The 24,500-nt window shown below is 43.9% G+C and carries 21 protein-coding genes; 8 read left to right on the forward strand and 13 right to left on the reverse strand.

What is annotated here, in order from left to right:
- Positions 1–2 precede the first annotated feature (2 nt).
- Together C6H00_RS01315 and C6H00_RS01320 are read left to right on the forward strand one after the other, a co-directional pair.
- Positions 3–2,630, forward strand: a complete 2,628-nt coding sequence (locus C6H00_RS01315) for a phosphoenolpyruvate carboxylase (RefSeq protein ID WP_104749255.1) — start codon at positions 3–5, stop codon at positions 2,628–2,630.
- A 1-nt stretch (position 2,631) separates the two neighbouring features.
- A complete protein-coding gene (locus C6H00_RS01320) occupies positions 2,632–4,380 on the forward strand; it encodes a hypothetical protein (protein WP_104749256.1) in 1,749 nt (582 codons plus the stop codon).
- Positions 4,381–4,409: 29 nt separating this feature from the next.
- On the opposite strand, the gene C6H00_RS01325 is transcribed toward C6H00_RS01320, so the two are convergent.
- Entirely contained in the window at positions 4,410–5,201 is a 792-nt protein-coding gene (locus tag C6H00_RS01325; protein WP_104749257.1) for an outer membrane protein, read from the reverse strand.
- A 199-nt stretch (positions 5,202–5,400) separates the two neighbouring features.
- On the opposite strand from C6H00_RS01325, the gene flgG reads away from it, so the two are divergent.
- The 4 genes from flgG to C6H00_RS01345 all read left to right on the forward strand — a co-directional run bounded on the left by flgG (position 5,401) and on the right by C6H00_RS01345 (position 11,382).
- Positions 5,401–6,189: a flagellar basal-body rod protein FlgG gene (gene flgG / locus C6H00_RS01330; protein ID WP_104749258.1), complete on the forward strand. Its 789-nt coding sequence runs from the start codon at positions 5,401–5,403 to the stop codon at positions 6,187–6,189.
- A gap of 459 nt (positions 6,190–6,648) precedes the next feature.
- Positions 6,649–8,610, forward strand: coding sequence for a methyl-accepting chemotaxis protein (locus C6H00_RS01335; RefSeq protein ID WP_104749259.1), 1,962 nt, complete (start codon positions 6,649–6,651; stop codon positions 8,608–8,610).
- 58 nt (positions 8,611–8,668) lie between these two features.
- Positions 8,669–9,958 carry a 4-aminobutyrate--2-oxoglutarate transaminase gene (gene gabT, locus C6H00_RS01340; protein ID WP_104749260.1) on the forward strand — a complete coding sequence of 430 codons (1,290 nt, stop codon included), beginning with the start codon at positions 8,669–8,671 and terminating at the stop codon, positions 9,956–9,958.
- Entirely contained in the window at positions 9,955–11,382 is a 1,428-nt protein-coding gene (locus C6H00_RS01345) for an NAD-dependent succinate-semialdehyde dehydrogenase (protein ID WP_104749261.1), read from the forward strand. Before gabT ends, C6H00_RS01345 begins: the two co-directional genes overlap by 4 nt.
- A 69-nt stretch (positions 11,383–11,451) precedes the next feature.
- Here the strand turns inward: C6H00_RS01345 and C6H00_RS01350 are convergent, their stop codons facing one another.
- Positions 11,452–12,288: an outer membrane protein gene (locus C6H00_RS01350; protein ID WP_104749262.1), complete on the reverse strand. Its 837-nt coding sequence runs from the start codon at positions 12,286–12,288 to the stop codon at positions 11,452–11,454.
- 375 nt (positions 12,289–12,663) lie between these two features.
- Between C6H00_RS01350 and glaH the strand changes: the two genes are divergently transcribed.
- On the forward strand, positions 12,664–13,623 hold the full coding sequence (glaH, locus tag C6H00_RS01355) for a glutarate dioxygenase GlaH (RefSeq protein WP_104749263.1): 960 nt from the start codon (positions 12,664–12,666) through the stop codon (positions 13,621–13,623).
- A 1-nt stretch (position 13,624) separates the two neighbouring features.
- Positions 13,625–14,833, forward strand: a complete 1,209-nt coding sequence (lhgO, locus tag C6H00_RS01360) for an L-2-hydroxyglutarate oxidase (RefSeq protein ID WP_267891972.1) — start codon at positions 13,625–13,627, stop codon at positions 14,831–14,833.
- 10 nt (positions 14,834–14,843) lie between these two features.
- Here lhgO and fliY read toward each other — a convergent pair whose 3' ends face one another.
- The 11 genes from fliY to C6H00_RS01415 form a co-directional block, all read right to left on the reverse strand.
- A complete protein-coding gene (gene fliY, locus C6H00_RS01365; protein WP_104749264.1) occupies positions 14,844–15,731 on the reverse strand; it encodes a flagellar motor switch protein FliY in 888 nt (295 codons plus the stop codon).
- Positions 15,728–16,789, reverse strand: a complete 1,062-nt coding sequence (gene fliM / locus C6H00_RS01370; RefSeq protein WP_104749265.1) for a flagellar motor switch protein FliM — start codon at positions 16,787–16,789, stop codon at positions 15,728–15,730. Before fliM ends, fliY begins: the two co-directional genes overlap by 4 nt.
- Entirely contained in the window at positions 16,782–17,495 is a 714-nt protein-coding gene (locus C6H00_RS01375) for an RNA polymerase sigma factor FliA (RefSeq protein ID WP_233704352.1), read from the reverse strand. The genes fliM and C6H00_RS01375 overlap by 8 nt, the downstream gene beginning before the upstream one ends.
- Positions 17,482–17,793, reverse strand: a complete 312-nt coding sequence (locus C6H00_RS01380; protein ID WP_104749267.1) for a hypothetical protein — start codon at positions 17,791–17,793, stop codon at positions 17,482–17,484. The genes C6H00_RS01375 and C6H00_RS01380 overlap by 14 nt, the downstream gene beginning before the upstream one ends.
- 10 nt (positions 17,794–17,803) lie before the next feature.
- Positions 17,804–18,676: a P-loop NTPase gene (locus C6H00_RS01385; protein WP_104749268.1), complete on the reverse strand. Its 873-nt coding sequence runs from the start codon at positions 18,674–18,676 to the stop codon at positions 17,804–17,806.
- Entirely contained in the window at positions 18,673–20,004 is a 1,332-nt protein-coding gene (gene flhF, locus C6H00_RS01390) for a flagellar biosynthesis protein FlhF (RefSeq protein ID WP_104749269.1), read from the reverse strand. The genes C6H00_RS01385 and flhF overlap by 4 nt, the downstream gene beginning before the upstream one ends.
- Positions 20,001–20,390, reverse strand: a complete 390-nt coding sequence (gene folK, locus C6H00_RS01395) for a 2-amino-4-hydroxy-6-hydroxymethyldihydropteridine diphosphokinase (protein WP_233704353.1) — start codon at positions 20,388–20,390, stop codon at positions 20,001–20,003. The genes flhF and folK overlap by 4 nt, the downstream gene beginning before the upstream one ends.
- Positions 20,391–20,487: 97 nt before the next feature.
- Positions 20,488–21,513 carry an aminopeptidase P family protein gene (locus C6H00_RS01400; RefSeq protein ID WP_104749270.1) on the reverse strand — a complete coding sequence of 342 codons (1,026 nt, stop codon included), beginning with the start codon at positions 21,511–21,513 and terminating at the stop codon, positions 20,488–20,490.
- 3 nt (positions 21,514–21,516) lie between these two features.
- Complete coding sequence (gene aroQ / locus C6H00_RS01405; protein ID WP_104749271.1) at positions 21,517–22,005, reverse strand: type II 3-dehydroquinate dehydratase; 489 nt, start codon at positions 22,003–22,005, stop codon at positions 21,517–21,519.
- A 47-nt stretch (positions 22,006–22,052) separates the two neighbouring features.
- On the reverse strand, positions 22,053–23,690 hold the full coding sequence (locus tag C6H00_RS01410) for a methyl-accepting chemotaxis protein (RefSeq protein WP_104749272.1): 1,638 nt from the start codon (positions 23,688–23,690) through the stop codon (positions 22,053–22,055).
- Positions 23,691–23,718: 28 nt separating this feature from the next.
- Positions 23,719–24,486: an HpaA family protein gene (locus tag C6H00_RS01415; protein WP_104749273.1), complete on the reverse strand. Its 768-nt coding sequence runs from the start codon at positions 24,484–24,486 to the stop codon at positions 23,719–23,721.
- Positions 24,487–24,500: the final 14 nt, after the last annotated feature.

Genomic DNA, 24,500 nt, shown 5'->3' on the forward strand with positions numbered 1-24,500 from the left:
CGATGCGCCAACACCCGCAGGTAGAACGAGAACTTGAGTTTCTCCACGACTTGGTCGTGAATGTTTTAGACACCTTTAGCCCCACCATCACGCGCCACTTTTTGCGCCTTAAAAACCTCTTTGAAAATACGGAGCACTCCCAAGCAGAGATAGAGATAGCCTTGAAAGAAGTCGCCACCTCTGAGCAGATATTAGGTGTGATCAAGGCTTTTTCTCTCTACAATATCCTAATTAATATTGTAGAAGAACGGCATAAAAACCAACAACCTGCGCGCTTGCAAGAAACCTACCAAGAATTACTAGATATGGGTTTTGAGACAACAAAGCTAAAAGGCGTGTTAGAGAATATCCAGTTTTACCCCGTTTTCACTGCCCACCCCACCGAGTCAATGCGCCGCACCTTTTTAGAAGCTATTCAAGAGATGTATCATGACCTTTCTTTAGTCTTTGACAATGCGTGCAACCAAGACATGGTCGCGCATGCCAAAAAACGTTTAAACTACCGCTTAGGCCTTTTGTGGAAAAGCCACTTAATACGCCAAGAGAGACTAGAGGTTCTCTTTGAGTTGGACAATCTGCTCTATATTTTGCAACATTCGATTTTGCCTAGCTGTCGCGATCTTTTGGGGACAATTCAAAAAATGCTAGATAAACCCCTTGAACATTGCCCTTTACACTTAGGGAGTTGGATCGGGGGCGATCGAGATGGCAATCCCTTTGTGAGCAACGCCCTTTTACAGCAGGTGGTCAGCATCCAGCATGAGTTCATTATCAAGACCTACTTAGAATACACCGCCAAACTCCAAAGAGAACTCTCCATCGCCCTAGATTTTTGCCCCATCTCAGAGGCTTTAAAAACCGATTTGCAGGCCTCTTTTCATCGACTTGATCCCACCAGCGCGCGCCTGCATGTCAAAGAGCCTTTTCGCGCAAAACTGATTTTAATGGAGCAAAAACTCAAAAACCGCCTCATCGCTTTGAGTGCGCCCCTAGAGATTGACTTCGCTTATAAAAATCCACGCGAACTCTTAGAGGACATCGATCTTTTGTTAGAAAACCTAGAGCCTAGTCTGTCTCAACCCTTATTGGATTTTAGACATCTTGTTCTTTTGGCTGGGTTTCATCTCTTGTCTTTGGATTTCAGGGAGCATAGAGATGTTTTTCTTTATGCCATTAGCGAGGTGTTTTGCCATTTGGGCTTGGCGACTAGCGATTTTTACGCCCTAGAAGAGGAGGCTAAATTAGAGATTCTTAGCCACGCCCTAAGCCAAGAGCCCACCACTCTACAATCTTTGATGGTGAGTCCGGAGTGTAAGCGTCTCTTAGAAGCCTTTAGCCACATCGTGTGGGCTAAGAGTCGTATCGGTACTGAAATTTTTCACTCCATCATTGTTTCCATGACCACGCAAGCAAGCGATCTGCTCTGTGTGCTGTGGTTGGCTAAACAAAGCCGCCTAGTTAGTAAGAATCTCAAAATTTACATCACGCCCCTTTTTGAAACCATCGCCGATCTCCAGCACGCCCAAGTAATCATGCGCACCCTTAGCCAAAACCCCCATTATCGCGCTTATTTGGAGATCATGGAGTTTAAACAGGCGATCATGGTGGGCTATTCGGATTCAAGCAAGGATGGGGGCATTTTTGCGAGCAATTATAATCTTTATAACGCCATCAGCGCGCTTGTGGATTTAGAGCAAGAGTTGGGGATTAAATTTATTCTTTTCCATGGACGAGGGGGGAGTGTGAGTCGGGGTGGGGGAGATTTGCAAAACGCCCTTTTGAGTGCTCCCACACATAGCGTTGATACGACTTTAAAGCTCACAGAACAGGGGGAAATCATTAGCTCGCGTTACCTCAATCCAGCCAGCGCGCGCTCTAATCTAGCCAATATCATGGGTGCGCTTTTAAAAAAGAACACTTTGGATCGCCATTCTCCCTTGCCCAAAGCTCCCCTTCATCCCTCTTTAAAAACCATTTCAGAGGTTTCTTGTACTGCCTATCGCGATCTTATTTACCATACACCGGGCTTTTTAGACTACTTCAAACAGGCAACTCCCATTGCCTTTATTCAAGAGCTCAATTTAGGTTCGCGCCCCTCCAAACGCAAGGAAAGTAGCAAAATTGAGGATTTACGCGCCATCCCTTGGGTCTTTGCGTGGACACAAAACCGCAGTTTGTTACCTGCGTGGTATGGTGTAGGGAGTGGTTTAGAGAGTGTTGGGGATTTTGAGGCGTTGCGATCACTCTATGGTAAAGATGGTTTTTTTAAAGCGGTGCTAGATAACATTGCCCAAGCCCTTTTAAAAGTGGATTTAAACATTGCTAGAGAGTATCACAAATTCGCCACCCATAACCCTAGTGCCCTAGATATTTGGGAGCGCATTGAAAAAGAGTTTGCAAAAACCATGCGCGCGGTTTTGCTTATACGATCAGAAGACAAATTGCTAGACAAAGACCTCAGTGTGCAAGAGGGTATTTTATTCCGCACCCCCTACATTAACGCCCTCAATCACTTACAAATTGCTCTCATCTCTGCCTTTAAACAACAAGAAGGGAATTTAGAGCAACTCAAAATCTATATTCATAGCACCATTGTGGGAATTGCCCAGGGGATGCGCAACACGGGCTAGTATGAGGTGGCTTATTTTAATTCTCTTTTTCTGTGTTCAAGTACAAGCTCTACGGATTCAACTCCTAGAAAGCCTCAATCTACACGCCCGTGGGGGCAAATTTAGGGGATATGTCCTCTATAAAAACACCCCTCAGAAACATTTATTAGTGCATGGACGCTTCCAACTCTTAGGACGCGATCTGCTCTTAGAGGCGACCTCTTTGCAAAAACTCAAACCCCACACAAAAACCCTGCGCCTCTCTAAAGTGCAGGCTAAACAACGCTTAGAGAAAATCCCCGCTACAATTCCTAAGAGAAGCCACGTGTTTTTTAAGGATACCAACCCCCAGCAAATGGCACTTCTACTAGGTCTTAATCCTAAGCAATACGCCCAAGATCAAAGCTTCGGTTTAGGACAAAATCGCACCGATTCTATGGGCTTAACACACAGCACACAAAACGATTTAAATCAAAACACCCGCACCTCTAATAACAAATCCTATGGGCGTTCCACCTCACGCAAACGCTCCTACCGCTCTAAGAGTTCTAAGAGTGCTCGTTCTAGCTCTAAGCGTTCCAGCAGATTTGCCACTTCACGCACCCGCTCCACACGCACACCCCGCACCACCCGATCGCGCACTTCTAGCTCGCGTTCCACTCGCTCATCAAGCCGTGTTAGCCGTACTTCTAGTCGCACTTCACGCACAAACCCAACCCCCCAAACAATTCAAACAACCCCCACCCAGCCCCCTAATCTCTCCACGCCTCAAGCCTCACAACCTCAAAATTCTTACACAGCTTCTAACCCTTACGCTCCAACCCCTCCGCTACTGCCCATTCCTGATCCCTACATTCCACCCCAAGCCTATAATTACTCCGCTAATCTATCTACACCCACTCAAAATACTCCAAGCGCGCCTAAAACTCAAACCCCTGCCACATCACCAAGTACAAGCACTTCAGAAAATCCAGCTTCAACCTCTCCAGCTACGCCTACAACCTTAGCTAGTATTCCTCCAGCCACCCCCCAAACACCTAATGCGGGTATGGGTGGCTTTGAGGAAGTGCCTTGTGGAAATTGGACCTATGATGATGAAAAATTAGAGGCTAGCCGTCCTACGATGTTAAGATCGCTAGATAAAGCCAGTGGGCAGTATCTGAGCATGGGGGCGTGCGATTTTAGTGCCGATGCCTCCAATGGCAAGATAGGTAAAATCACCTTAGCCTATACCCAGCTCCCCGATAAAATTGAGGTGTTAGGCCCCACAAAAACCACACACACTTTTAGCCTAACCCGGGCCTCTGTAGCGACTAGGCGTTGTTACAAAGCCCGCACACGCCAGTGTTTTTGGCCTGAGCAAACCAAACAAGAGTGGAGTAGCACCTACTCTACCACTACCACTAAAACCACAAAAACCTATCAACGCCCTGTGCAAGTGGGAGCTTCTGCCCCTACGGAGTTGGTGCGCCTCATTGTCGAACATAAGGCAGAGCGCAAAACAGATGTCAAAATCAAAGATTTAGGCTTGAGCGAAGATTTTATGAAATTTGTTGAGGTTTATGAAAAACAATATTTAGAAGATAGTATCAAAAACGCGCCTGAATACGCCCAATGGAAAAAGGATTTTGCCCGTCCCGGGCAGGGGAGCTGTGCAGAATTTAGAGTTGAAGAGCCAGCCAAGAGCCTTAAAGTCCTCCCTAGTATTAAAAATACTAGCGTAATATGCGTGCGCAGAGGGGATTACTTGCTAGAAAACCCCAAACCATAGGTGGGGTAAAAATCGCACAGACCTCGCGCTTAAAAATTCGCTACATAGTTGATAAAGATCACCACCAAACGCCTAAGCTCCACATTAGCAATAGGGTTATCTTTATTAATAAAATAGGGTGTGTTGATCACAGGTGCGCGCACCCCTACTTCAAGTCCATTGTGCTTACTCACATTGGCGCGCACCCCAAAGTTAAAGGCAAATTGCACATAGCTAGGAGAATAGCTCGCTCTTTTGCCCAGTTGTTTGCTCAGTTGATCATAGGAAACCTGTGTAGAGCTACAACTCAGATCGCCAGTGTCCATGCTGTATGTGGCATTCGGACACACGCCCTTGCTTTTTCCAAAAAGCCAAGAAGTACCTCCCAACATGATACCTCCAAAAATCCCAAAAGAACGCGTTTCATTTTGATAAAAATCAATGAGTACATCCCACCCTGCCCCATAAAAAAGATTGGTAAGCGCGCCATTTCTGAGAGTATAAGTGTCGTTGCTATAGCGTTGGGGGTAGCTGTAAGGTCCTCCTTGTGCGCTAAACATCGCATAATAACGCATCCCAAAGCGTTTTTTCTTGCCAAAGAATTGCTTATAGCCCAGCTGGAAATCCATGCCAAAAAAATTGCCAGAAGTGGCATCGGTAGTTGCAGTGTCTAACCCATCACTCTTAAAAACATCATTGGCACTCCCCCCAGCTCCCAAATTGGAATACTGAACCCCAATGCCAAAATACCCGCCATTATTCCCAGCACTCAGAGACACTAAACTGCAACAGGCCAGCGCACCTACAAAAAGCTTTTTGCGTATGAATCTATGAACCAACATAATACTTCCTAATCATAAAAAAATATGTTCCGTATTTTAAATAAAACTAAAAGTGTTGTCAAGGTTATTTAATATTTATATTTTTTAATATTTAAATCTAAAAAGTTTTACTAAGTAAAGCCAAAGTCAGAGCCACATAATTTAAGACTTTGAGGGGGAACTTAGGTTAGAATAAGCCACTTCAACAAAAAGGTTAGCCATGTTGCGATCTCTTTATAGCGCGACCACCGGAATGCTCGGGCAACAAACCCATATTGACACCACCTCTAACAATATCGCCAATGTCAACACCGTGGGCTTTAAAAAACAAAGAGCCGATTTTAATGACCTCTTTTATCAAGCCCTCCAGTACGCGGGTACTTCCACTTCAGACACCACCAAATCGCCTAATGGGATTGAAGTGGGCTTGGGTGTGCGCACTTCCAGTGTTACCAAGATGTTTTCTCAAGGCAGTCCCAAAGAGACGGAGAATAACCTGGACATCGCCATCACGGGCAAGGGTTTTTTCCAAATTCAGATGCCTGATGGCTCGATCGCCTACACCCGTGCGGGTAATTTTAAAATTGACGATCAGGGCAATATGGTTACTACAGAGGGCTATTTACTTATCCCTCAAATCACCTTCCCTCAAGACACTACCCAAATTAGTATCGGGGTAGATGGCACGGTGAGCGTAACACAGGGCAACGCCAGCACTTCTAATGTGATCGGGCAGATCACTTTGGCCAATTTTATCAACCCGGCCGGCTTGCACGCTTTGGGAGATAATCTGTTAGCTGTAACTTCAGCCAGTGGACCAGCCATTGTGGGCAACCCCAATGCAGACGGCTATGGGCAATTACGCCAGGGCTTTTTAGAATTGAGCAATGTGCGTTTAGTTGAGGAGATGACTGATCTTATCACCGCTCAACGCGCCTACGAAGCCAATTCTAAGACAATTCAAACCGCTGATAACATGCTCCAAACCGTCAATAGTTTAAAACGATAGGGTAAGTTGCTGTCCATATTTAGGGGGTTTTTGCGCCTCCTTGTAGCAGTTTCTAGACTACACTTTAAAATGTCGAGCAATAAATCAAAAAGGTTTGCTTCCTAGCAACACTTTAAACATTTTTGATTACTAAGGATATTGGACTTCAAATTAGTTTTTTTTACGTTATTGGTGCTCTAAATCTTAGAATCTGCAAGTTTAGTGTGCAAGTCTCAAAGGCTATTTGCCGAGTGTTTTTAGAGTCACCTTTTTAAACAACCCAAGGTCAAAAAGCGTGCTACTTGTGCAATGCTAGTCTAAATCATTCTTTAAGCCATGTTATCATTACCGTGCGCAGGTAGTGGCATCCACTTTTGGAGTAGAGGTGCTATAACCTATCTAGTGGGCAAACCTTGTTGATACAAAAATCCCCTAGCTTCAGCTATGGGGAGTATGTCAAAGAATAATACAGGAGATTTTATGTTTTTCAAATGGAAAAAAGATCGCCAAATAGAGCAGGGGGGTGTGCGCCATCCTAGCAACTTTTCTGTCTCTGAGGGGGAGTTGGGGCGTTTAAAGGGTATAGAGGCGATGGCACTCATTGCCTTTGTACCCGCCTCTATGGATTTTAAAAAGGTGGTGGACACGCTTGAAAGGCAGGGCAGTCATATTAGCGTGCGTTTGGCACTCCAAACAGCTGGGCAAATTGGTTGCAACCCGAATAATTTTTATAACCTTAATTGCTCAGATCGAATTCTCATCCATCTTTTAAGCTCCGATCTGTTTGTAGCCATTGAGGCTTTTATGGTGGATACACTTTGTGCAGATCTACAAAGGGGGGAAATTAGCATGGATTTGGAAACGCGCAAGCACAAAATTAAAGAGCAAATCCAACAGCATGTGCGCCCTTCCATGCATGTCGGACCTAGTGATACCTTTATTTTGAGCTATTTTCCAGGTTTGACCTCTTCGGAGAGCTTTTTCTTAGAGGGTTTGATCAGTTCCAATGTGCCCTTAAGCAATCTAGTTGGGGGGAGTGCGGGGGGTAAATTGGATTTTAAAGAATCTTTGCTCTCTTTTAATGGACAAATCAGTGGTCAAAAGGCAGTGTTAACTTATTGTAAGTTACGACCGGGTTATCATTATGACATTTTTACCACACATAATTTTGCAAAGACTTCTACTTCTTTTATCATTGGAGAGTGTATTCCAGAGCTCAGACAAGTTAAATCTTTCCTTATCAATAAGGAGCTCGTGAGCGCAGCTGATGTCCTCTGCGCACATTTTAAATGCTCGCAAGAGGAATTGACTCAAGCGTTGATAGGTTATACTTTTGCAGTAGAAATGTATGGGCAAATTTTTGTGCGCTCTGTGGGCACCATCAATGCAGATAAGAGCATCACATTTTTCTGCGACCTTTATTTTGGCGAGCGACTCTTTTTGGTCAAATCCGGGAATTTTGTACAAGACACGCAACAAGCCTATACAAAATTTTTAGGGGGGCGTAAACCACTGAATATTTTACTTAATGACTGCGTCCTGCGGCGACTTAACAACCAGACAGCCTTAGATCAATTTAAGGAGTTAGATAGTTGCCCCATTAGTGGCTTTTCTACCTTTGGAGAAATTTCCTTTAGCCTGCACCAAAACCAAACCCTTACGGCTCTTTGTATCTTTAAGGGCGAACCAGATAAAGCCGCTCCACGCAACTTTTTCACCCATTTTAGAGATACTCTCTTGCACTATGAACAAATCAAGAGCAATCGTCTTAAAACAAATATTGCCATCAAAAATACCTTGCTAGAGCAGTACGCGGGTTATAACCAGATCATGGGCACGAATCAAACCCATCTAAAAGATATTGCGATCAAAGCGACCGCCAATAATGAATATGTCCGCACGGCACGCCAAGAAGCCCTCAAACTACATGAATCCATGCGTGTGCTTAAAGAACTCTCTGCGACACTATCGCGCACAGTGGAAACTATTAATCACCACACCACAGAGGTTTCTGAAGCCTTGCAAAAGATCGATCGCGTGTCTTATCAAACTAATTTGCTCGCCTTAAATGCCTCTATTGAAGCTGCGCGCGCTGGACAACATGGGCGTGGCTTTGCTGTGGTAGCTGATGAAGTAGGAAATTTGGCTAGTGGAGTTCAGCAGAGATTAGAAGAGATACAAAGAACCTTTACTTCTATGGGTGAGGCAGTGAAAAATATCGAAAATGCTGCCAAAGCAGTTTTAAACGCCTCTGATGAAAACAACGCAAGTTTAGACTCTTTGCATGGGGCGATGCAATCCTTAGAAGCCCAGTCCCAAGAAATGGAGCACATCGCCCAACAAAGCTTGGTCGATCTTTCCCATATCAATAAACAAATAGAAGAGGTCAGGGCCAATATTCACCACAACCAAGAGTTGGTAAAAAAATTAAATTTTTCTTAGAGAGGTCTTGTTTAAGTATTTGCTATACAATGTGCTTATCAAGAAGTAAGGAGTTAACATGGATGATTTGCGCGCGCGCAGAATGGCCGCCACCCCTCAAGGGATTGGGATTGTGTGCGATTGGTTTGTCAAAGAAGCGCAGAATGCCACGCTTACAAGCACGGATGGGCGCGAATTTATTGACTTTGCCGCGGGAATCGCTGTTTTAAATGTGGGGCATCGCCATCCGCGTGTGATCAAAGCGGTGCAAGAGCAGTTAGAACGCTTCACACACACCGCCTACCAAGTTACCCCTTATGCAAGTTATGTAGAATTAGCTGAAAAAATCAACGATCTAGCTCCCATCAGCGGGGCTAAAAAAACCTGCTTTTTCACCACAGGAGGCGAGGCAACAGAAAACGCCATCAAAATTGCCAAAGGGCACACCAAACGCTATGGAGTGATCGCCTTTGGGGGCGCGTTTCACGGGCGCACTTCTATGGCAGTGAGCATGACCGGTAAAGTTTCTCCCTATAAGGCTGAGATTGGCGCAGGGATGCCCGGGGTTTATCACGCCTATTATCCCAACGCCTTGCATGGGGTGAGCACCAAAGACGCGCTAAAAAGTTTAGAGTTTATTTGTAAAGCCTCCATCTCTGCTTTAGATGTGGCAGCCATCATTTTTGAGCCCGTGCAAGGAGAGGGAGGCTTTAACCCTGCCCCCCTAGATTTCGTGCAAGGCTTGCGGGAGTTTTGCAACACGCATGGGATTGTTTTGATCGCTGATGAGGTGCAAACTGGCTTTGCGCGCACGGGGAAAACTTTCGCGATGGAGTATTTTAGTGCCCAAGCCGATCTAATTTGTATGGCTAAGAGTTTAGGCGGAGGGTTGCCCATTTCAGGCGTGGTAGGGCGCGCGGATTTGATGAATTCTTTGAGCGCAGGAGGGATGGGAGGCACTTATGCGGGCAACCCGCTAGCCACCAGTGCTGCCCTAGAAGTGCTTAAAATCATTCAAGAGGAAAAATTGAACGCGCGCGCAGTGGAGCTAGGCCAAGAGCTTATGAACTTTTTAAACCATCTCAAAAAAGAGGAAAATATCCCCCAAATGGCGCAAGTGCGGGGCTTGGGCTCTATGGTCGCCCTAGAACTCTTTGAGGGGGATCAGCCTAGCTCCGAGCTAGCCAAAGCCATTCAAAAAGAGGCGATGGATCGCGGGCTTTTATTGCTCACCTGTGGATCGTATGCCAATGTGATTCGCTTCCTCTACCCACTCACTATCCCCCATGCCCAATTTAAAAAAGGTTTGGACATTTTGGCCCAATCCATTAAGCAAGCTATCAAATCTTCCAAAAAGGCTATTTCATGAATTTTGACCTCCTTAAACACCCTTTTGTGAGCGCGACCCCTAAAGAGGGCTTTATTCCTGTCATCAACCCAGCCACTCTTCAAGAGATCGCCTATGTCAAAAGTGTCTCTCAAGAACAAGTTGAGCAGATCATCTCTCAAGCCTACAGGGCGCAAAAAGAATGGGCGGGCAAACTCGCCCTAGAGAGGGCCAATATTTTGCTCCAATGGCGCGCCTTGCTCTTAGAAAATTTAGAAGATTTAGCCCGCATTCTCACCCAAGAGATGGGCAAGCCCCTCAAAGAGGCGCGCTCTGAAATCACCTATGGGGCGAATTATCTGCGTTGGTTTGCCGAGGAGGCGCGCCGTGTGGATGGGGATATTCTGCCTAGCGTGGTGGAGGGGCAAAAAATCTTAGTGCTCAAACAGCCTATTGGGGTGTGTGCAGCCATCACCCCCTGGAATTTTCCCTCAGGGATGATCGCGCGTAAAGCCGCCCCTGCGCTGGCTTGTGGGTGTAGTATGGTGGTCAAACCAGCAACACAAACCCCCCTAAGCGCGTACGCGCTTGAAGTTCTAGCCCTGCGTGCGGGTGTACCTGAGGGAGTGATTAGAGTGGTAACAGGAGACACGCGCATGATCTCTGAGGTGCTTTGTCAAAGCGAATGGGTGCGCAAACTCAGCTTCACAGGCTCTACAGAAGTGGGCAAGATTTTAGTTAGGCAGAGTGCTAACACGCTTAAAAAGCTCTCTTTAGAACTTGGGGGTAATGCGCCCTTTATTGTCTTTGAAGATGCGAATTTAGAAAAGGCGGCTGAGGGGATTTTACATTCCAAATTTAGAAATAGTGGGCAAACCTGTGTATGCGCCAATCGGATTTATGTGCAAAAAAGCGTGTATGAGCCCTTGAGCAGTATTTTAAAGCGCAAAGTAGAAGCCTTGAAACTTGGCAATGGTTTAGAAGAGTCCACCACACAAGGACCTCTTATTGACTCTAAAGCGGTGGCGAAAGTGCAAGAGCATATCATGGACGCCACTAGCAAGGGAGCGCAGATTTTAAGCGGAGGCAAGCCTAGCGCGCTAGGGGCAAGTTTTTTTGAACCCACCATTTTAACCGGGGTGACTCAAAGCATGGCGGTGGCTAAAGAAGAAACTTTTGGACCTCTAGCCCCACTTTTTAGCTTCGAGCATGAAGAAGAGGTATTAGCATGGGCTAATGACACCCAATACGGGTTGGCAGCCTATTTTTACACCCAAAACCTTGCGCGCGTCTTTAGGGTGGGCGAGGCGTTGGAATATGGTATGGTGGGAGTGAACTCGGGGCATATTTCCACAGAAACCGCGCCCTTTGGAGGGGTGAAACAAAGCGGTATGGGGCGTGAGGGTTCTAAATACGGCATAGAGGATTATTTAGAGATCAAATACATGGGTGTCAAGCTAGACTAGAGGGGTGGAGGGGTCTACTTATCTAAGTGGCGTAGCAAGAGCCTTTTTGCTACGCATCAATTCATTTATTTAGAAATTATAAACATAATTCCAATAAAGAGCTATATTGCGTCTAAAAGAAATGGTAGCTTTTGACTTGTCTCCTCCAAAAACAGCACCATTGCCATTTCCCTTTGTGTTTGTAACTGAAAAATAGGGAGCATCAATGGTAGGAATACGCGCACCAAACTCAAAGCCTTGATGTTTGGTAAGATTGGTTCTAAGTCCTACATTAAAAATGAACTGCACATAAGAGGGGGAGAAGTTCGCTTTAGCTCCCATAAAATCTCCGTGCTTGTTGATTTCTTTGGTAGCCGAATCGAAAGATTTATTCATGGTGACATCACAAGAATTATTTCCTCCTCCAAATTCAGACCATCTGCAATTAGCATTCCCAGCACCCTTGCCCATAATCCATGAGCTTCCTCCAATCATCACACCTGCAAAAATCCCCAAAGTACGTTCGTGTTTTTCATAGAAGTTAAAGAGAGCATCCACACCCACGCCATAGAAAAGATTGCCAGCAGGTTGGTTGGCATATCCTCTACCCACACTGCTAAACTCTCCTCCCTGTCCACTAAACATGCCATAATAGCGCGCACCAAAACGCTTTTGATGACCAAAGAATTGCTTATAACCAAATTGAATATCTACTCCAAAGAGATTGCCAGTAGTGGCGTTTAGTCCAGATGGGAAAAAATTAGATAAAAGTCTCCCGGGTTCATTGTTTGCAGCGCTCAAACCTACAATATCTGATCCATCAAACTTGATACTTTCATCATTAGTTATTTTTCGCGTGTAAGCTGTGCTATTTGTGGTTACCTTACCGGCAAAATTTGAATACTGAAATCCACCCTGTATATACATTCCACTATTTTCAGCATTTAAAAGAGACGCACATACAAAGAGAGAGAGAGAGAGAGAGAAGTTGCCGCTGTTCTTTTGAAAGTCATGTAGAGTCCTTTTTATGAGATTTAGGGTAAGTCATGATAGTTAAAGTTGTCTAAAACGGCACTAAAGTAGAGTATTTACTCAATAGCCACGGCTATAACTAAACTCTGATGTGAAAAATCTATCTCAAAGACTAAAACGATTTTTAGATCGTTATTTTATGCTAAGATCATCACGAGTGGATTCTTAAAGTTTGCCCTTTTTGCTACTTAATTTGTTAGCGATTTTAGTTTCCATTCTGGAATATTATAGCGTTTTGAGTGCCTTTAAAGTTTAACACAAGGAGAAAAAATGGCATGCACAACACAGACAAAATCTTTTAGCGTAGAACCTACCCCTTATTCTCGACGACTCCTGCAGGTTACTCTAACCCAAGAAACCATGCAAGAATTCCTTAAAGCTATTGAGGTGTATCCGGTGCAGGCGTTAGAATACAAGTCCTTTTTGCGCTTCAGGGTAGCGCAGATTTTAGACACGCTTTGCGATCACCAGCTCAAGCCTTTTTTAGAAAAATCTCTAGGCGATCGCAACACGGGGGCGTTATTAGTCAATCCACAGGGAATTAATCGAGTTGAACAAGGCGATGAAATGGTCAAGATTGCTACGGCGTTTGTACATTTAATTGGCCGTTCAAATTTTGATCAAATGACTGGGCAGTTTTACGCCCGTTGGGCTGTGCTTAATACGGATAATTCAGATAGTTATTTGAGAAAGCCAGATAAGCCTTTAGAGTTACATAACGATGGAACTTTTGTCAATGAGGTTACTGATTATGTGTTGATGTATAAAATTGATGAGCAAAATATGCAGGGGGGAGATTCACAACTCTTGCATTTAGACGATTGGGAAGAGTTGGACAAATTCTATAACCATCATTTGGCCAAGAGAGTGATGCGTTGGTCTGCTCCACCTAGCAAAAATGTAACTAGCGATGTCTATCATCCCGTCTTTGAAGCAGATAGCCACGCTAACCCGGTAATGCTCTACATCGATCAATTTGCCCAGCCTAAAGATTATGAAGAGGGCGTGTATCTAGCAGATTTGGGAGATTCGCTAGAAAACTCTAAGGCTAAGTTGTCTTTCCCCGTGCCTGTGGGGCAGTTCTTGCTCATCAACAATCTTTTTTGGCTACACGGGCGGGATAAATTCCAACCACACGAGGGTTTGCGCCGTGAATTGATGCGCCAAAGAGGCTATTTCTCTTTTAGCACTAATCCCTTTAGCCGTTACAAAGATTTCAAGAATTTTTAACATGGCCACGATTTACGATTGTGTGGTCGTGGGAGGGGGGATTTTAGGCCACTCTGTGGCAATGCAACTATTAGAAAAATACCCTCATTTTAAAGTCGCGCTTTTAGAAAAGGAGATTCAAAGTGCTTTGCACCAAACTGGGCGCAATAGTGGGGTGATTCATGCGGGTGTGTATTACACCCCAGGCACACTCAAGGCGCGCTTTTGCTATGAGGGTAACCAAGCCACTAAAGAGTTTTGCGCTAATAATGGAATTGCTTATGAGGAGTGCGGAAAATTATTAGTTGCTAGCAACGAATTGGAGTTGCAACGCATGGAAGCCCTCTTAGAGCGCACACAAGCCAATGGTTTAGAACGACTTCGTTTAAATGCACAAGAATTGCAAGAAATGGAAAAACACATTGTTGGGTTGGGAGGAATATTTTTTCCTACAAGCGGGATTGTCAGCTACAAAGAAGTTACTCAAGCGATGGCTAGACGATTCCAAGAAAGAGGGGGAGAAATTTTTTATCAGGCGCAGGTAGTTGCTCTTAATGAGCACGCTAGGGGGGTGAAAATCAGCACAACAAGGGGAGTGTATGAGAGCAATTACCTCATCTCTTGTTGTGGCTTGCATAGCGATCGCATTGTGCGCATGCTAGGTATTGTGGCGGATTTTACTATTTGCCCTTTTCGAGGAGAGTATTTCAAACTAGCTAACCAACATCGCCAAATTGTCAAGCATTTAATCTATCCTATTCCTGATCCAAATATGCCCTTTTTAGGCGTGCATTTGACCCGCATGATCGATGGGAGTATCACCGTGGGGCCTAATGCAGTTTTAGCCTTTAAAAGGGAGGGGTATTTTAAAGGCGATGTGAGTTGGCAGGATTTAAAAGAGATGTTTGGGCATCCGGGGGTTAGAAAGGTGATTGCTAGGTATTTCAAACCCGGGCTTTCTGAGTTCAAACATTCACTTTGTAAAAAAAGCTATCTAGGTTTGGTGCAAAAATATTGCCCTTCTTTGCGCTTAGAAGATTTGCAACCTCATCCAGCAGGGGTGCGCGCTCAGGCTATTAGCCAGAAAGGAGAATTGATTGAGGATTTTCTCTTTTGCAACACCGATCGGAGCGTGAATGTGTGCAACGCACCCAGTCCAGCGGCCACCTCAGCCCTGCCCATAGGCAGGCACATTTTAGAACAACTAGCCGGTATCTTAAAAGGAGACTAAGAGATAAAACTTAGTTGCTACCCTTAAGTTGCTCTAGGCGATCTTTTTTGCTACCAATATCCGTGATTTGGATGCCAAAGTTACCATCTACAATCACCACTTCGCCCTTAGCAATAACTTTATCATCTACAAGTATCTCTAGGGGGTCATTGACCATTTGATTGAGCTCGATCACGCTTCCAATGTCCATAGAAACTACATCTTTTAGAATCATTTTCTTTTGCCCAATGCGCACTTTCACATTGAGCTTAATATCTAAGAGCATGTTAATATTGCGCACTTCAAGCTGTTCTAGGTGGCCACTATCTACCTCAGAGCGTTCACTCTTGGGGACGACAGGGAGATTGGGTGCTGAGGGCGCGTGTTTAAACTGGGAAGTGTTTTGTGGAGCGACTTTTTTCTTAAAAAGATCGATGAAGACTCCCCCACAAAAAATAAAGAAACTCGATTTAATTTGATCTAGTGTAAAGCTCAACTCAAAACCATCGCTATAAGGATCGAGTAAAGAAGCATCTTGAGCATCCACTGCCTCGCTGACCTCAAAGGAAAGCTTAGGAATAACTTCCTGTGCCTGTAGGGCTGTAGTGAGGGCTCCAAAAATATTAGACCCAATTTCCTTAATGGCATCCAGATCGTCTTTTTCTAACACTTCCTTGCTAGTACCTTCCCCACCTACCATCAAATCTGCTAAGGCGGTTGCCATAGGCACTGGAACAGCTAAGGTAATGGTTACATTGGTTTGAGGTTTGACTTGCACCACCACAGAAGCGTGTTCGACAAAAATAAAATCCCCTACAGAAATTTCATTTTTAAGCTCAATGGCAGGGGTTTTGCCCAGCAAGCCTCCCAAAGTTGAAGTACATTCTTGGACAAAAAGTTTTAAAAAATCCTCAATCATTCTTCTTCTTCCTTGATATTGCCAATTTTAAGCTTGCGTTGATTTTCTAGTACTTCTAGCACTTCTTTGACTCTGTCTTTTTCTGTATGGATCACTTCTTTAATCTTGATAGTTTTGCGATAGCCTTGATAGCCCACGGTGGCTAAATAGCGCTCTTTTTTATCAATATTAACCACCACGGTGTCATTGGCGACCTTGTTAAGACGAATCGTATCTCCCACGACTAAATCCAACACTTCTTTCAAAGTGAGGCGCACACTCCCCAAAAAGGCAGATACCTCCACACTCGCCCCGCCCACTAATGCTTGCAATTCCTTATTACGGCTTTTCTTAGAGCTAGTCTCAGTGAGCATAACATCGCGATTGCCCATCTTAGAGAGAATTCCCTCAATAGAGATCACCGGGTAGCATAAATTCATCATGCCTCGAGAATGCCCGATCACAATCTCCATCACTACCATAATAACGATCTCATTTTGCGCCACAATTTGCACGACATTTGCACTTGACTCTTTAGCATCAATGGTGGGGAAAAACTCAGTTACTGGACTCCAAATATCCTTGAGAATTTGCATCACCTGCTTTAAAATAGTGTCTAGCAGATTGAGCTCAATATCGCTAAATTCGCGGGTTTGATCATAAGAGCCCCCCTTGCCCCCTAGCAAGCGATCGATCATGGGGAAAACAATGCTAGGGTTAACCTCTAAAACTCCCGTGCCTCCTACAGGCTTCATGGAAAAGACATTAAAGCTTGTAGGGCTGGGCAGGCTCATTAAAAATTCCCCATAAGTCATTTGATCCACGCTGTGGAGCTGGATTTCTACAATACTACGCATGATCGCAGAAATCTGGCTAGAAAGACTGCGCGCCATTTTGTCATGGATACTTCTAAAGGATCGCAACTGCTCTTTACTGACACGATTGGGGCGTTTGAAGTCATAAAGCGTGATCTGCTTTTGGGGCATGATCTCACGTTTTTGAAGGGTGTTGACATCTTCAGATTCATCTACCACTTCTAAGAGGGCATCGATTTCCTCCTGACTTAAAATATCAGCCATGCAAACCCCCTAGATTAATGCGGATTTTCTTAATCACCTCCTTAATAATCTGAGAAATGCGCGATTCGGTTACCCCCAAAATCTCCCGAATTTCACTCAAATTCAACTCTTCAAAAAAATAAAGCTGGATGATGAGTTGCTCGCGTTCAGACATGGTTTTAAGAATGGCATGGATGTGGGCAATAAGCTCTTCAAATTCAAGTTTTGCGTTGATATTGCGCTGTTCAATGGCGTTAAACTGCTCATCAATGGGCACGCTCGCATAGATATCTGAAGCCATCTTGGCATCGCGAATTTTGGCAATATCTTCATTAAGTACTGAGGCTAAATAGACATCATCGGGTTCTTGGCCATGCTCGTTATAATACTTAGAAACTTCATGGTCAATTTTTTTAATCAATTTCCTAGAGGCGCGTGAAACAACATCTAAAGAGCGCAAATAATCTAACATCGCTCCGTTCACGCGGGTTTTAGCATACCCCCAAAAAGAGTCGTTTAAAGAAGTGTCATAGCGGCGCGCTAATTTGATGAGCTCTTCTGTGCCCACAGAAATCAGATCGTTAAAATCTACACAACTAGGGAGTCGCTCCTTGAGGCGAAAAGCCATCGCACGCACGGCAGGGAGATACTGGATCGCTAATGCATCTTGTGAGCTTTGAATTTGGGCATCGTAACTAGACTTTTTGGGCACTCTATTTCTCGTCAAATTCGTAATTATGCACATACTTTAACAACGCCTCTACCTCTCGTTCTCTTTCTACAAACTCCTTATTAAAGTAGGTAAGACGGCGTTCTAAATCCGCTTTGTTGAGGAATTTTTTGCGCGGATAGATAAAATTCATAAAGATTGAGGCAAAAAGAAGCATGATCATGTAAAAGCCGGCAGTGGAAACCAAAGTTCCAAAAAGGATATATTCCGGCTCATCAAACTTGATTAAAGATAAGACTAGCCCGATAAAAAACCCCCCCACGATGGAAAAATTCACAAAATTTTCAACTTTCATGGTGGCCACCTCATAGGTATTTTAATAAACGCTTGAAAAACCCAATGAAATTATCCTTAGGTGTTTCTAACACATTGTGTTCCATTTTCATAGTAAGAATCTTGGCTACTTGTTCCATAGTGAAAGAAAAAGTATTAAAAGGTTCGCTCTTACATAGCAATTTGCGGTTTTTAACCGATTGCTTGAGCGCGTTAGAGTTTTGAATGTAGCCTAGATAATTTAATGTCATATGCGGGATATTCTCCTTAGCCACTCGTTGGATACCTGAGAAGATTTGTTTGCTCTTATCAGCCGAGTCGACCATATTAACCAAAACAAAAATATCATCTTTTGTCTTGGAATTGATCTTGATAGTGGTATAAGCATCTGTGATAGCTGCTGGATCAGAAGTTGTAATCACCACCACACAATCACTAGCACGCAAAAACGCTTGGGTAAATTCCCCAATGCCTGCCCCTGTATCGATGATCATATAATCAAGATCGTCTAAGACATTTTCTTCATCTACAAAGCTATCTAGGATTTCTTGGCTAACATACTTAAAAATTTCCTCTCCACTATCTCCGGGCACTAGATAAAAATCTTTCTCGATGGGATAAACCACATCGCTAAAACGCACCTCACCCCGCAGAGCGTGCAAAATATTCTTATTAGTTTTGATGCCAAAGATAATATCAAGATTGGCCAAACCAATATCTGCATCTAATACTCCAACCTTGTAACCAGCTTTAAAAAGACTATAACCCAAATTAGCACTGATGGTGCTCTTGCCCACCCCGCCTTTGCCACTTGTAATGGCAATAAACTTTGTTTTGCCCTTCTTGCTAAAAATGCTTCTAGGCTCCATGATGTGTTCCAAGCCACTTGCCTGATTTTGAGTCATGTCTGTGTCCTATTTGGGTGGGTGAATCCATCTAACATGCAATCTACTAGGTAGTCATTACTAGCCACTAGCAGATCCATAGGCACTTCCTGTCCAATACAAAGGTAACTAATGGGTTTTTTGCTCTCATAAACCAAAGAAAAAAGATTGCCAAATCCCTGACTCTCATCTAGCTTAGTAAAAATCAAGCTATCTATATCTAGGGGGCTAAAGGCGTTATAAATGTCCTTTAAATCCTCATATTTAGTGGTCAGAGAAAGCACTAAAGTTGTGTCAATTTTGTAGCCATTTTGTGTAAATTTTTTTAGGGCTTCAATTTTCTTTTTATCGCGTTGAGAATGCCCCGTTGTGTCAATCAGCACCACATCGCAGTATTCTAAAGCTTTCATCTCCTTAGTAAAATCCTCAGAATCCATCACGGTTTCAATGCTAATTTTCATCTTTTTAGCATACCAATTAAGTTGTTCTACCGCTCCAATGCGATATGTGTCTAAGGTGAGAATCCCCACTTTATATTTTTTGTCCAATAACTTAGAATAGCGCGCGGCCAGTTTTGCTAGGGTTGTGGTTTTGCCCACTCCAGTGGGCCCTACTAGCATTAAAATCTTTTTATAGTTAGGGTCTAAACTTTCATGGCGACAATAGATCATCTTGCGCAAGACTTCTCTAAAATAACGCTTCACCGTTACAGAGTTTTCGCGCATCTTCACAGGCATCAACTCCAAGCTCAAACGCATGATTTCATCTAGATGCATTTTGTGCATGCCACTATTTTTAGCCAAACGATAGATTTCCGCAAACTCATGCGGAATGACAAAATTTTGCCCCTTTTCCTCACTCCAAACCATGTTTTGGATGAGCTTAAGATTGTCGTTAATTTTATTGAGCTCACCCTTCAAAGAGTGCAACCCCACACTATCTTTATCTTTTTTGACAGGAGGAGGGGGTTCTTTAAAATTATCCTCTAACTCGCGTGCCTGCGTGGGCGGAGGGGTGGGAGCAGGAGGAGGTGCAGACACTCCTGCAAGCCTGCGCATTTCTTCAAGAGTCTTAGAAAGTTCGATACTCACTTCTTCTTTGAGAGGAGCAGGAGGCTCAGGGGTGCGCACTTGCCGTGCACTATCCAAGCGTTCTTGCATATTATTGCTTTTTTTAGGCTCTTCTGGAGGCTTGTCCACAGCCACAACCACCTCATAAAGACCGGGTTCTGTAAGACTCTTTTTGCGAATCTCCTGGGCTTTTACAACCAAAGCATTATGCCCATGTTCACTTTGAGCACGCTTCAAGGCTTCGGCCGTTGTTTCTCCACTATAAGTATAAAGTTTCATGCTGGCCCCCAAATGGCATGTTGCAGGTTGAGAGGAATCAATACAGAGGCGCGTTGATTCCATTGTGGATGAGGTAGAGTGAGATAAGCTTGTCTGTAAACCATACGATTAAAAAAAAGCAGATCGATATCAAGAGTTCTAGGGGCATTTTTAAAGGGGCGTTTGCGCTCTCTACCCCAACGGCGTTCTAAATAAAAAAGCATGCTAAAAAGTTGACGAATGCCTAAAGGTGTTTGAAAAGAGAGGGTGGCATTAGTAAAATCTTTTTGATTTGTGTAGCCAAAGGCAGGATTGATATAAAGAGGTGAAGAGTATAATCTTGAAACTAGCCGATGGCGTGCCAACCACTTCCACAAGGCCAAAAAAACCTTTTTAGAATCGCCCACATTACTCCCTATTCCTAAAGTTACTGCATTCCTAAACGCATGGGTACGCCCACACCACCCCGGAAAACAAGAGGTGTAAACAAGCCTACCCCGATCCTTACAGCACTGCGGCTTTAGAATTTTGCACCACCACGAGGTCTTCAATGCGTACTCCATATCTACCCGGAATATAGATACCCGGTTCGATAGAAAAGACCATGCCATCTTCAATCACTATATCGCTACGGGCCGAAATAAAGGGCAATTCATGAATGTCTAATCCAATGCCATGCCCGGTGCTATGAGAAAAAAACTCTCCATACCCACTTTCTGCAATTACGCCGCGCGCGATCGCATCGATTTGCTTACCAGTCATGCCAGCTCTAAGACGCTCGATAGTGCTCTCTTGAGCCTTGCGCACAACATCATAAATTTTTTGCAATTCCTTGTCTTTAAAACGCTGATCTTTGCTAAAACTAAAATCTGCTTCTTCAAAAAAGGCCGTGCGGGTGCGATCGGCACAATAACGCTTATATTTAATTCCCATATCTGCTAAGAAGAGATCCCCGTGCTTAAGATGCACGCTTGGACTAGGCAGAGCATGTGGTTTGGCAGCATTAGTATTGATTGCTACGATGGGCTCAAAACTTAAATCAAGTTCCCCTAGTCGCGTCAAAAACTCTTTGCTTTTGAATTGCAAATGGCGTTCGCTCTGTCCCTCCGCATTAACAAGATACTTGGCAAACTCCTCGAAGGCAGACACATTAAGTTGTTGGGCGCGCTTGAGCAAAGCGATCTCTTGTTCACTCTTGATTAGACGCTTTTTTCTATGGTAATCTGCCATGCCTACTAACTTCGTGTCTGGCAAACCCGCCAAGAGTCGTTCATGCGCTTGCACACTGATTTGGTTTTTGTCAAAATAAAGTTGTGAAGTTTTGCGTGCCAATGCAAGCACACTTGCCCACAGATCGGAGGATTCTAGCACTTCCACTCCCGCGCGCACATTTTGGCGCGCCTCTAGGGTGTAGCGCGCGTCCGTGATAAAAAAGGCGCGATCCTCTAGTTGCAAAAAGATGCCATGATCACAACTATAGCCACACTCAAAATATTGAGCGTTCTCATCTGTGCTGAAGTGTGCTTCCACGCCCTAACCCTGATCTTGAGGAATGGCCTGCGCTTGGTTCTCTTTGATCATCTTAAGCTCGGCCAAAATCTGCATCATCGCAATCAAAGCCACATGGTAACCAAAAGCCCCAAAACCTGTAATTACACCCGCACTCACAGCCCCAGTGTAGCTAGTTTTCCTGAACTCTTCGCGGCCAAAAATATTGCTCAAATGCACTTCAATCACGGGCATATCTGCAAGCATGATTGCATCGGCAATGGCTACAGAAGTGTGTGAAAATGCTCCTGAATTAATGATAATCCCCTCAAAATCACTCCCTACGCATTCTTGAATACGATCGATGATTTCACCCTCAAAATTTGTTTGAAAAAATTCTAACTCGAGATTGTTTTGTTTGGCAAAAGTTTCCATGTTTTCATGGATTTGATCTAGGGTAATAGGTCCATAGATTCTAGGGTCTCTATGTCCTAGCATATTCAAATTAGGTCCCTGTATCACCAAAATTTTCATTAAAACTCCTTGTAGTAGCTTGTAGTAGATAGTAGATTATAGCACAATTAGAGTCTGAAATTGTGCACGATCTTTTGAAGGTTTTGTGCGGTGAGCTCTAAGGCACTGATTTCTTGGCTGTTTGAGCTCATAGAAGTGGCTACTTCTTGCGCAATGTGTGCGATGCTGTTGATCTCACTGGCGATACGAGCGATGTCTTGATATTGACCCTTTGAATGCACTACAACGCTTTTGGCATCCTCTAAAGAGCTGGTTGCTTTGTTATAAATGGCTTCTAGGGCACAAGAAGCTTGGTTGGCATACTCTTGACTTTTATCAATCTCAGAACCCATGCTCTCTATGCTAGAGACTGATTTGCGAGTCTCATTTTGTATCAGCTTGATAACCTGATCGATTTCTTGGGTTGCATTGGTGGTGTGTTCAGCTAATTTGCGGATTTCATCAGCGACCACCGCAAAACCGCGCCCATGTTCGCCTGCGCGTGCGGCCTCTATGGCTGCATTGAGCGCAAGCAAATTAGTCTGATCGGCAATACCCTGTATGAGTTCAGCACTATGACCAATATTTTGAGCATGCTGGTCTAAAGAGTGAATCTGCTCTGCACTTTCAGAAGCCCGCTGAGTAATGAGTGCCATCCCTTGAGCCGTATTTTGTACGGCCTCTTTACCCTTTTGACTCAACTCCACACTTTGCAAAGAGTTTTCTTCTGTTTGAGCAATGATTGTGCTCACACCATCAATGCTTTTTTGCAAATGCTCCATTGTCTTGATGAGCTCGGCTGTCATATTTTCTTGTTTTGTAGCATTTTCTTGAGAGATACGAGAAAACTCTGAGGCTTGGGTGGATTTTTGGAAAATATCCATAGAGGATTGACGGATTTCTTGAATGATAGTTACCATAGATGTTTGCATGTGCTTAATTGCATCTAGGGCACTTCTCTTAAACTTGGTATGTATTTGATTAGAAAGATCGCCTTTGGCAATCGTGCTAATGATCTCTTTAATAAAGACGGGTTCAGCTCCCAAAGAGGCGTTCACATCACGCACTACGGCAAAGGCAATTCCCAATCCGATTACAAACACAATAAGAGTCAAACTCACCATTAGATAACTAAAATCTCTTGTGATACTTCTAGCTTTTGCTGTGAGGCGTTTGTTAAGCTCCTCTTCATGATCGATAAAGGCATTGATAGAGGCGAGCCACTTGACAATATTTTGTGCTAGACCTTGTTGCAAAAAATCTGCAACATGAACATTGCCAGCAAGCTTAAGATCAATAAGTTTATTGATTTGAGGTAGAGCTACAGCCTCAATGCCATTAATGGTTGCATAGAGACTCCTTTCTTGGTTACTGATATGGTTGGGAAAATGATTGAACATCACTTCCATTAACTTCTTAGCTTCTTGGTAATCCCCATGGAGTTTACGAATCAAGGCGATTTGTACCTCCAACATCTCTTTATCTTGCGTGATCACTACATCGCGCACAGCGATAGCGCGATCGTGCACACTGCCACGCATATTGATAGTGTAGCGTTGTTTTACGGCATTATAGTCAGTAATTTCTGTCAAGGTCTGGTTAATGGCACGCACACGAATCACCCCCACGACGCTCAAGATCACCATCAAAACGATGACGATTCCAAAACCCCCATAAAGCTTTTGGGACATCTTTAATCTATGCATCTCACCACCTTAAACACAATAGCAAGGCCTATTTTTTAATCTTTTCTATGGCATTCCTATAGCGATTGATATTGGCATCCGTGAGCTCCGTAACCAGTTTTTGCATCACCTTTGCGTATATGTCGTTGAGAATTTTACGAATTGCGTCATCTTTGTCTTTAATTAATTGCTTAGGATCAACTTGAGGGACTTGATCTCCATGGTAGCTATAGGTATGCGTAGTGGCCTGATCATTGCCTACATCCACACCAAAATTATGGATGATACGCCCTGTTTCAGGTTCAAAAAAATTAAACCAAACTGATCCGGAACTTTGATCAACCATCACATCCAAATCCTGCTTAGCTGGATCGCTAGTGTTCATTTTTACATCTTCTAAAACACCCACCCAACCGCTTAAATTTAAAACCGCCCAAGTCTTGCGTTTTTCTTCGGCTGTAAGGGCATCCTTGCTAGTAAAGCGCAAAACTTGATAACCGCGCTTTTGAAAGATTTCTTGTATCTGATTTAACAGGGCATCCTGAAATTTTTGAACATAGGGCTTGAGATTGTCGCTTACTTGCATGTGTGGAGCTAGCAAGCCCACAAAGCGGTTATTGATGGGCTCTTGGACAATATTAATAGGATAATTAAAATCTAAGAGCGTGTCGCCTACAATAGATTTAGGAGGTTTAGGCTTTTCTTGAGCACTAAGGGTACTGGAAGGCTGGGTAGTTTGCACATTCGGACCGGCGAGCAAAACCCCACAACCCCCCAATAATACCCATGAAAGCCAAACCTTCAGTTTTTTGCACACAATAAACTCCTAAA

The organism is Helicobacter cynogastricus (assembly GCF_900197855.1).
Classification (GTDB): domain Bacteria; phylum Campylobacterota; class Campylobacteria; order Campylobacterales; family Helicobacteraceae; genus Helicobacter; species Helicobacter cynogastricus.

Coding starts and splice junctions, on each gene's coding strand:
- C6H00_RS01315 (WP_104749255.1), top strand. CDS start 3: ATGCGCCAACACCCGCAGGTAGAACGAGAACTTGAGTTTCTCCACGAC.
- C6H00_RS01320 (WP_104749256.1), top strand. CDS start 2,632: ATGAGGTGGCTTATTTTAATTCTCTTTTTCTGTGTTCAAGTACAAGCT.
- C6H00_RS01325 (WP_104749257.1), bottom strand. CDS start 5,201: ATGTTGGTTCATAGATTCATACGCAAAAAGCTTTTTGTAGGTGCGCTG.
- flgG (WP_104749258.1), top strand. CDS start 5,401: ATGTTGCGATCTCTTTATAGCGCGACCACCGGAATGCTCGGGCAACAA.
- C6H00_RS01335 (WP_104749259.1), top strand. CDS start 6,649: ATGTTTTTCAAATGGAAAAAAGATCGCCAAATAGAGCAGGGGGGTGTG.
- gabT (WP_104749260.1), top strand. CDS start 8,669: ATGGATGATTTGCGCGCGCGCAGAATGGCCGCCACCCCTCAAGGGATT.
- C6H00_RS01345 (WP_104749261.1), top strand. CDS start 9,955: ATGAATTTTGACCTCCTTAAACACCCTTTTGTGAGCGCGACCCCTAAA.
- C6H00_RS01350 (WP_104749262.1), bottom strand. CDS start 12,288: ATGTATATACAGGGTGGATTTCAGTATTCAAATTTTGCCGGTAAGGTA.
- glaH (WP_104749263.1), top strand. CDS start 12,664: ATGGCATGCACAACACAGACAAAATCTTTTAGCGTAGAACCTACCCCT.
- lhgO (WP_267891972.1), top strand. CDS start 13,625: ATGGCCACGATTTACGATTGTGTGGTCGTGGGAGGGGGGATTTTAGGC.
- fliY (WP_104749264.1), bottom strand. CDS start 15,731: ATGATTGAGGATTTTTTAAAACTTTTTGTCCAAGAATGTACTTCAACT.
- fliM (WP_104749265.1), bottom strand. CDS start 16,789: ATGGCTGATATTTTAAGTCAGGAGGAAATCGATGCCCTCTTAGAAGTG.
- C6H00_RS01380 (WP_104749267.1), bottom strand. CDS start 17,793: ATGAAAGTTGAAAATTTTGTGAATTTTTCCATCGTGGGGGGGTTTTTT.
- C6H00_RS01385 (WP_104749268.1), bottom strand. CDS start 18,676: ATGACTCAAAATCAGGCAAGTGGCTTGGAACACATCATGGAGCCTAGA.
- flhF (WP_104749269.1), bottom strand. CDS start 20,004: ATGAAACTTTATACTTATAGTGGAGAAACAACGGCCGAAGCCTTGAAG.
- aroQ (WP_104749271.1), bottom strand. CDS start 22,005: ATGAAAATTTTGGTGATACAGGGACCTAATTTGAATATGCTAGGACAT.
- C6H00_RS01410 (WP_104749272.1), bottom strand. CDS start 23,690: ATGCATAGATTAAAGATGTCCCAAAAGCTTTATGGGGGTTTTGGAATC.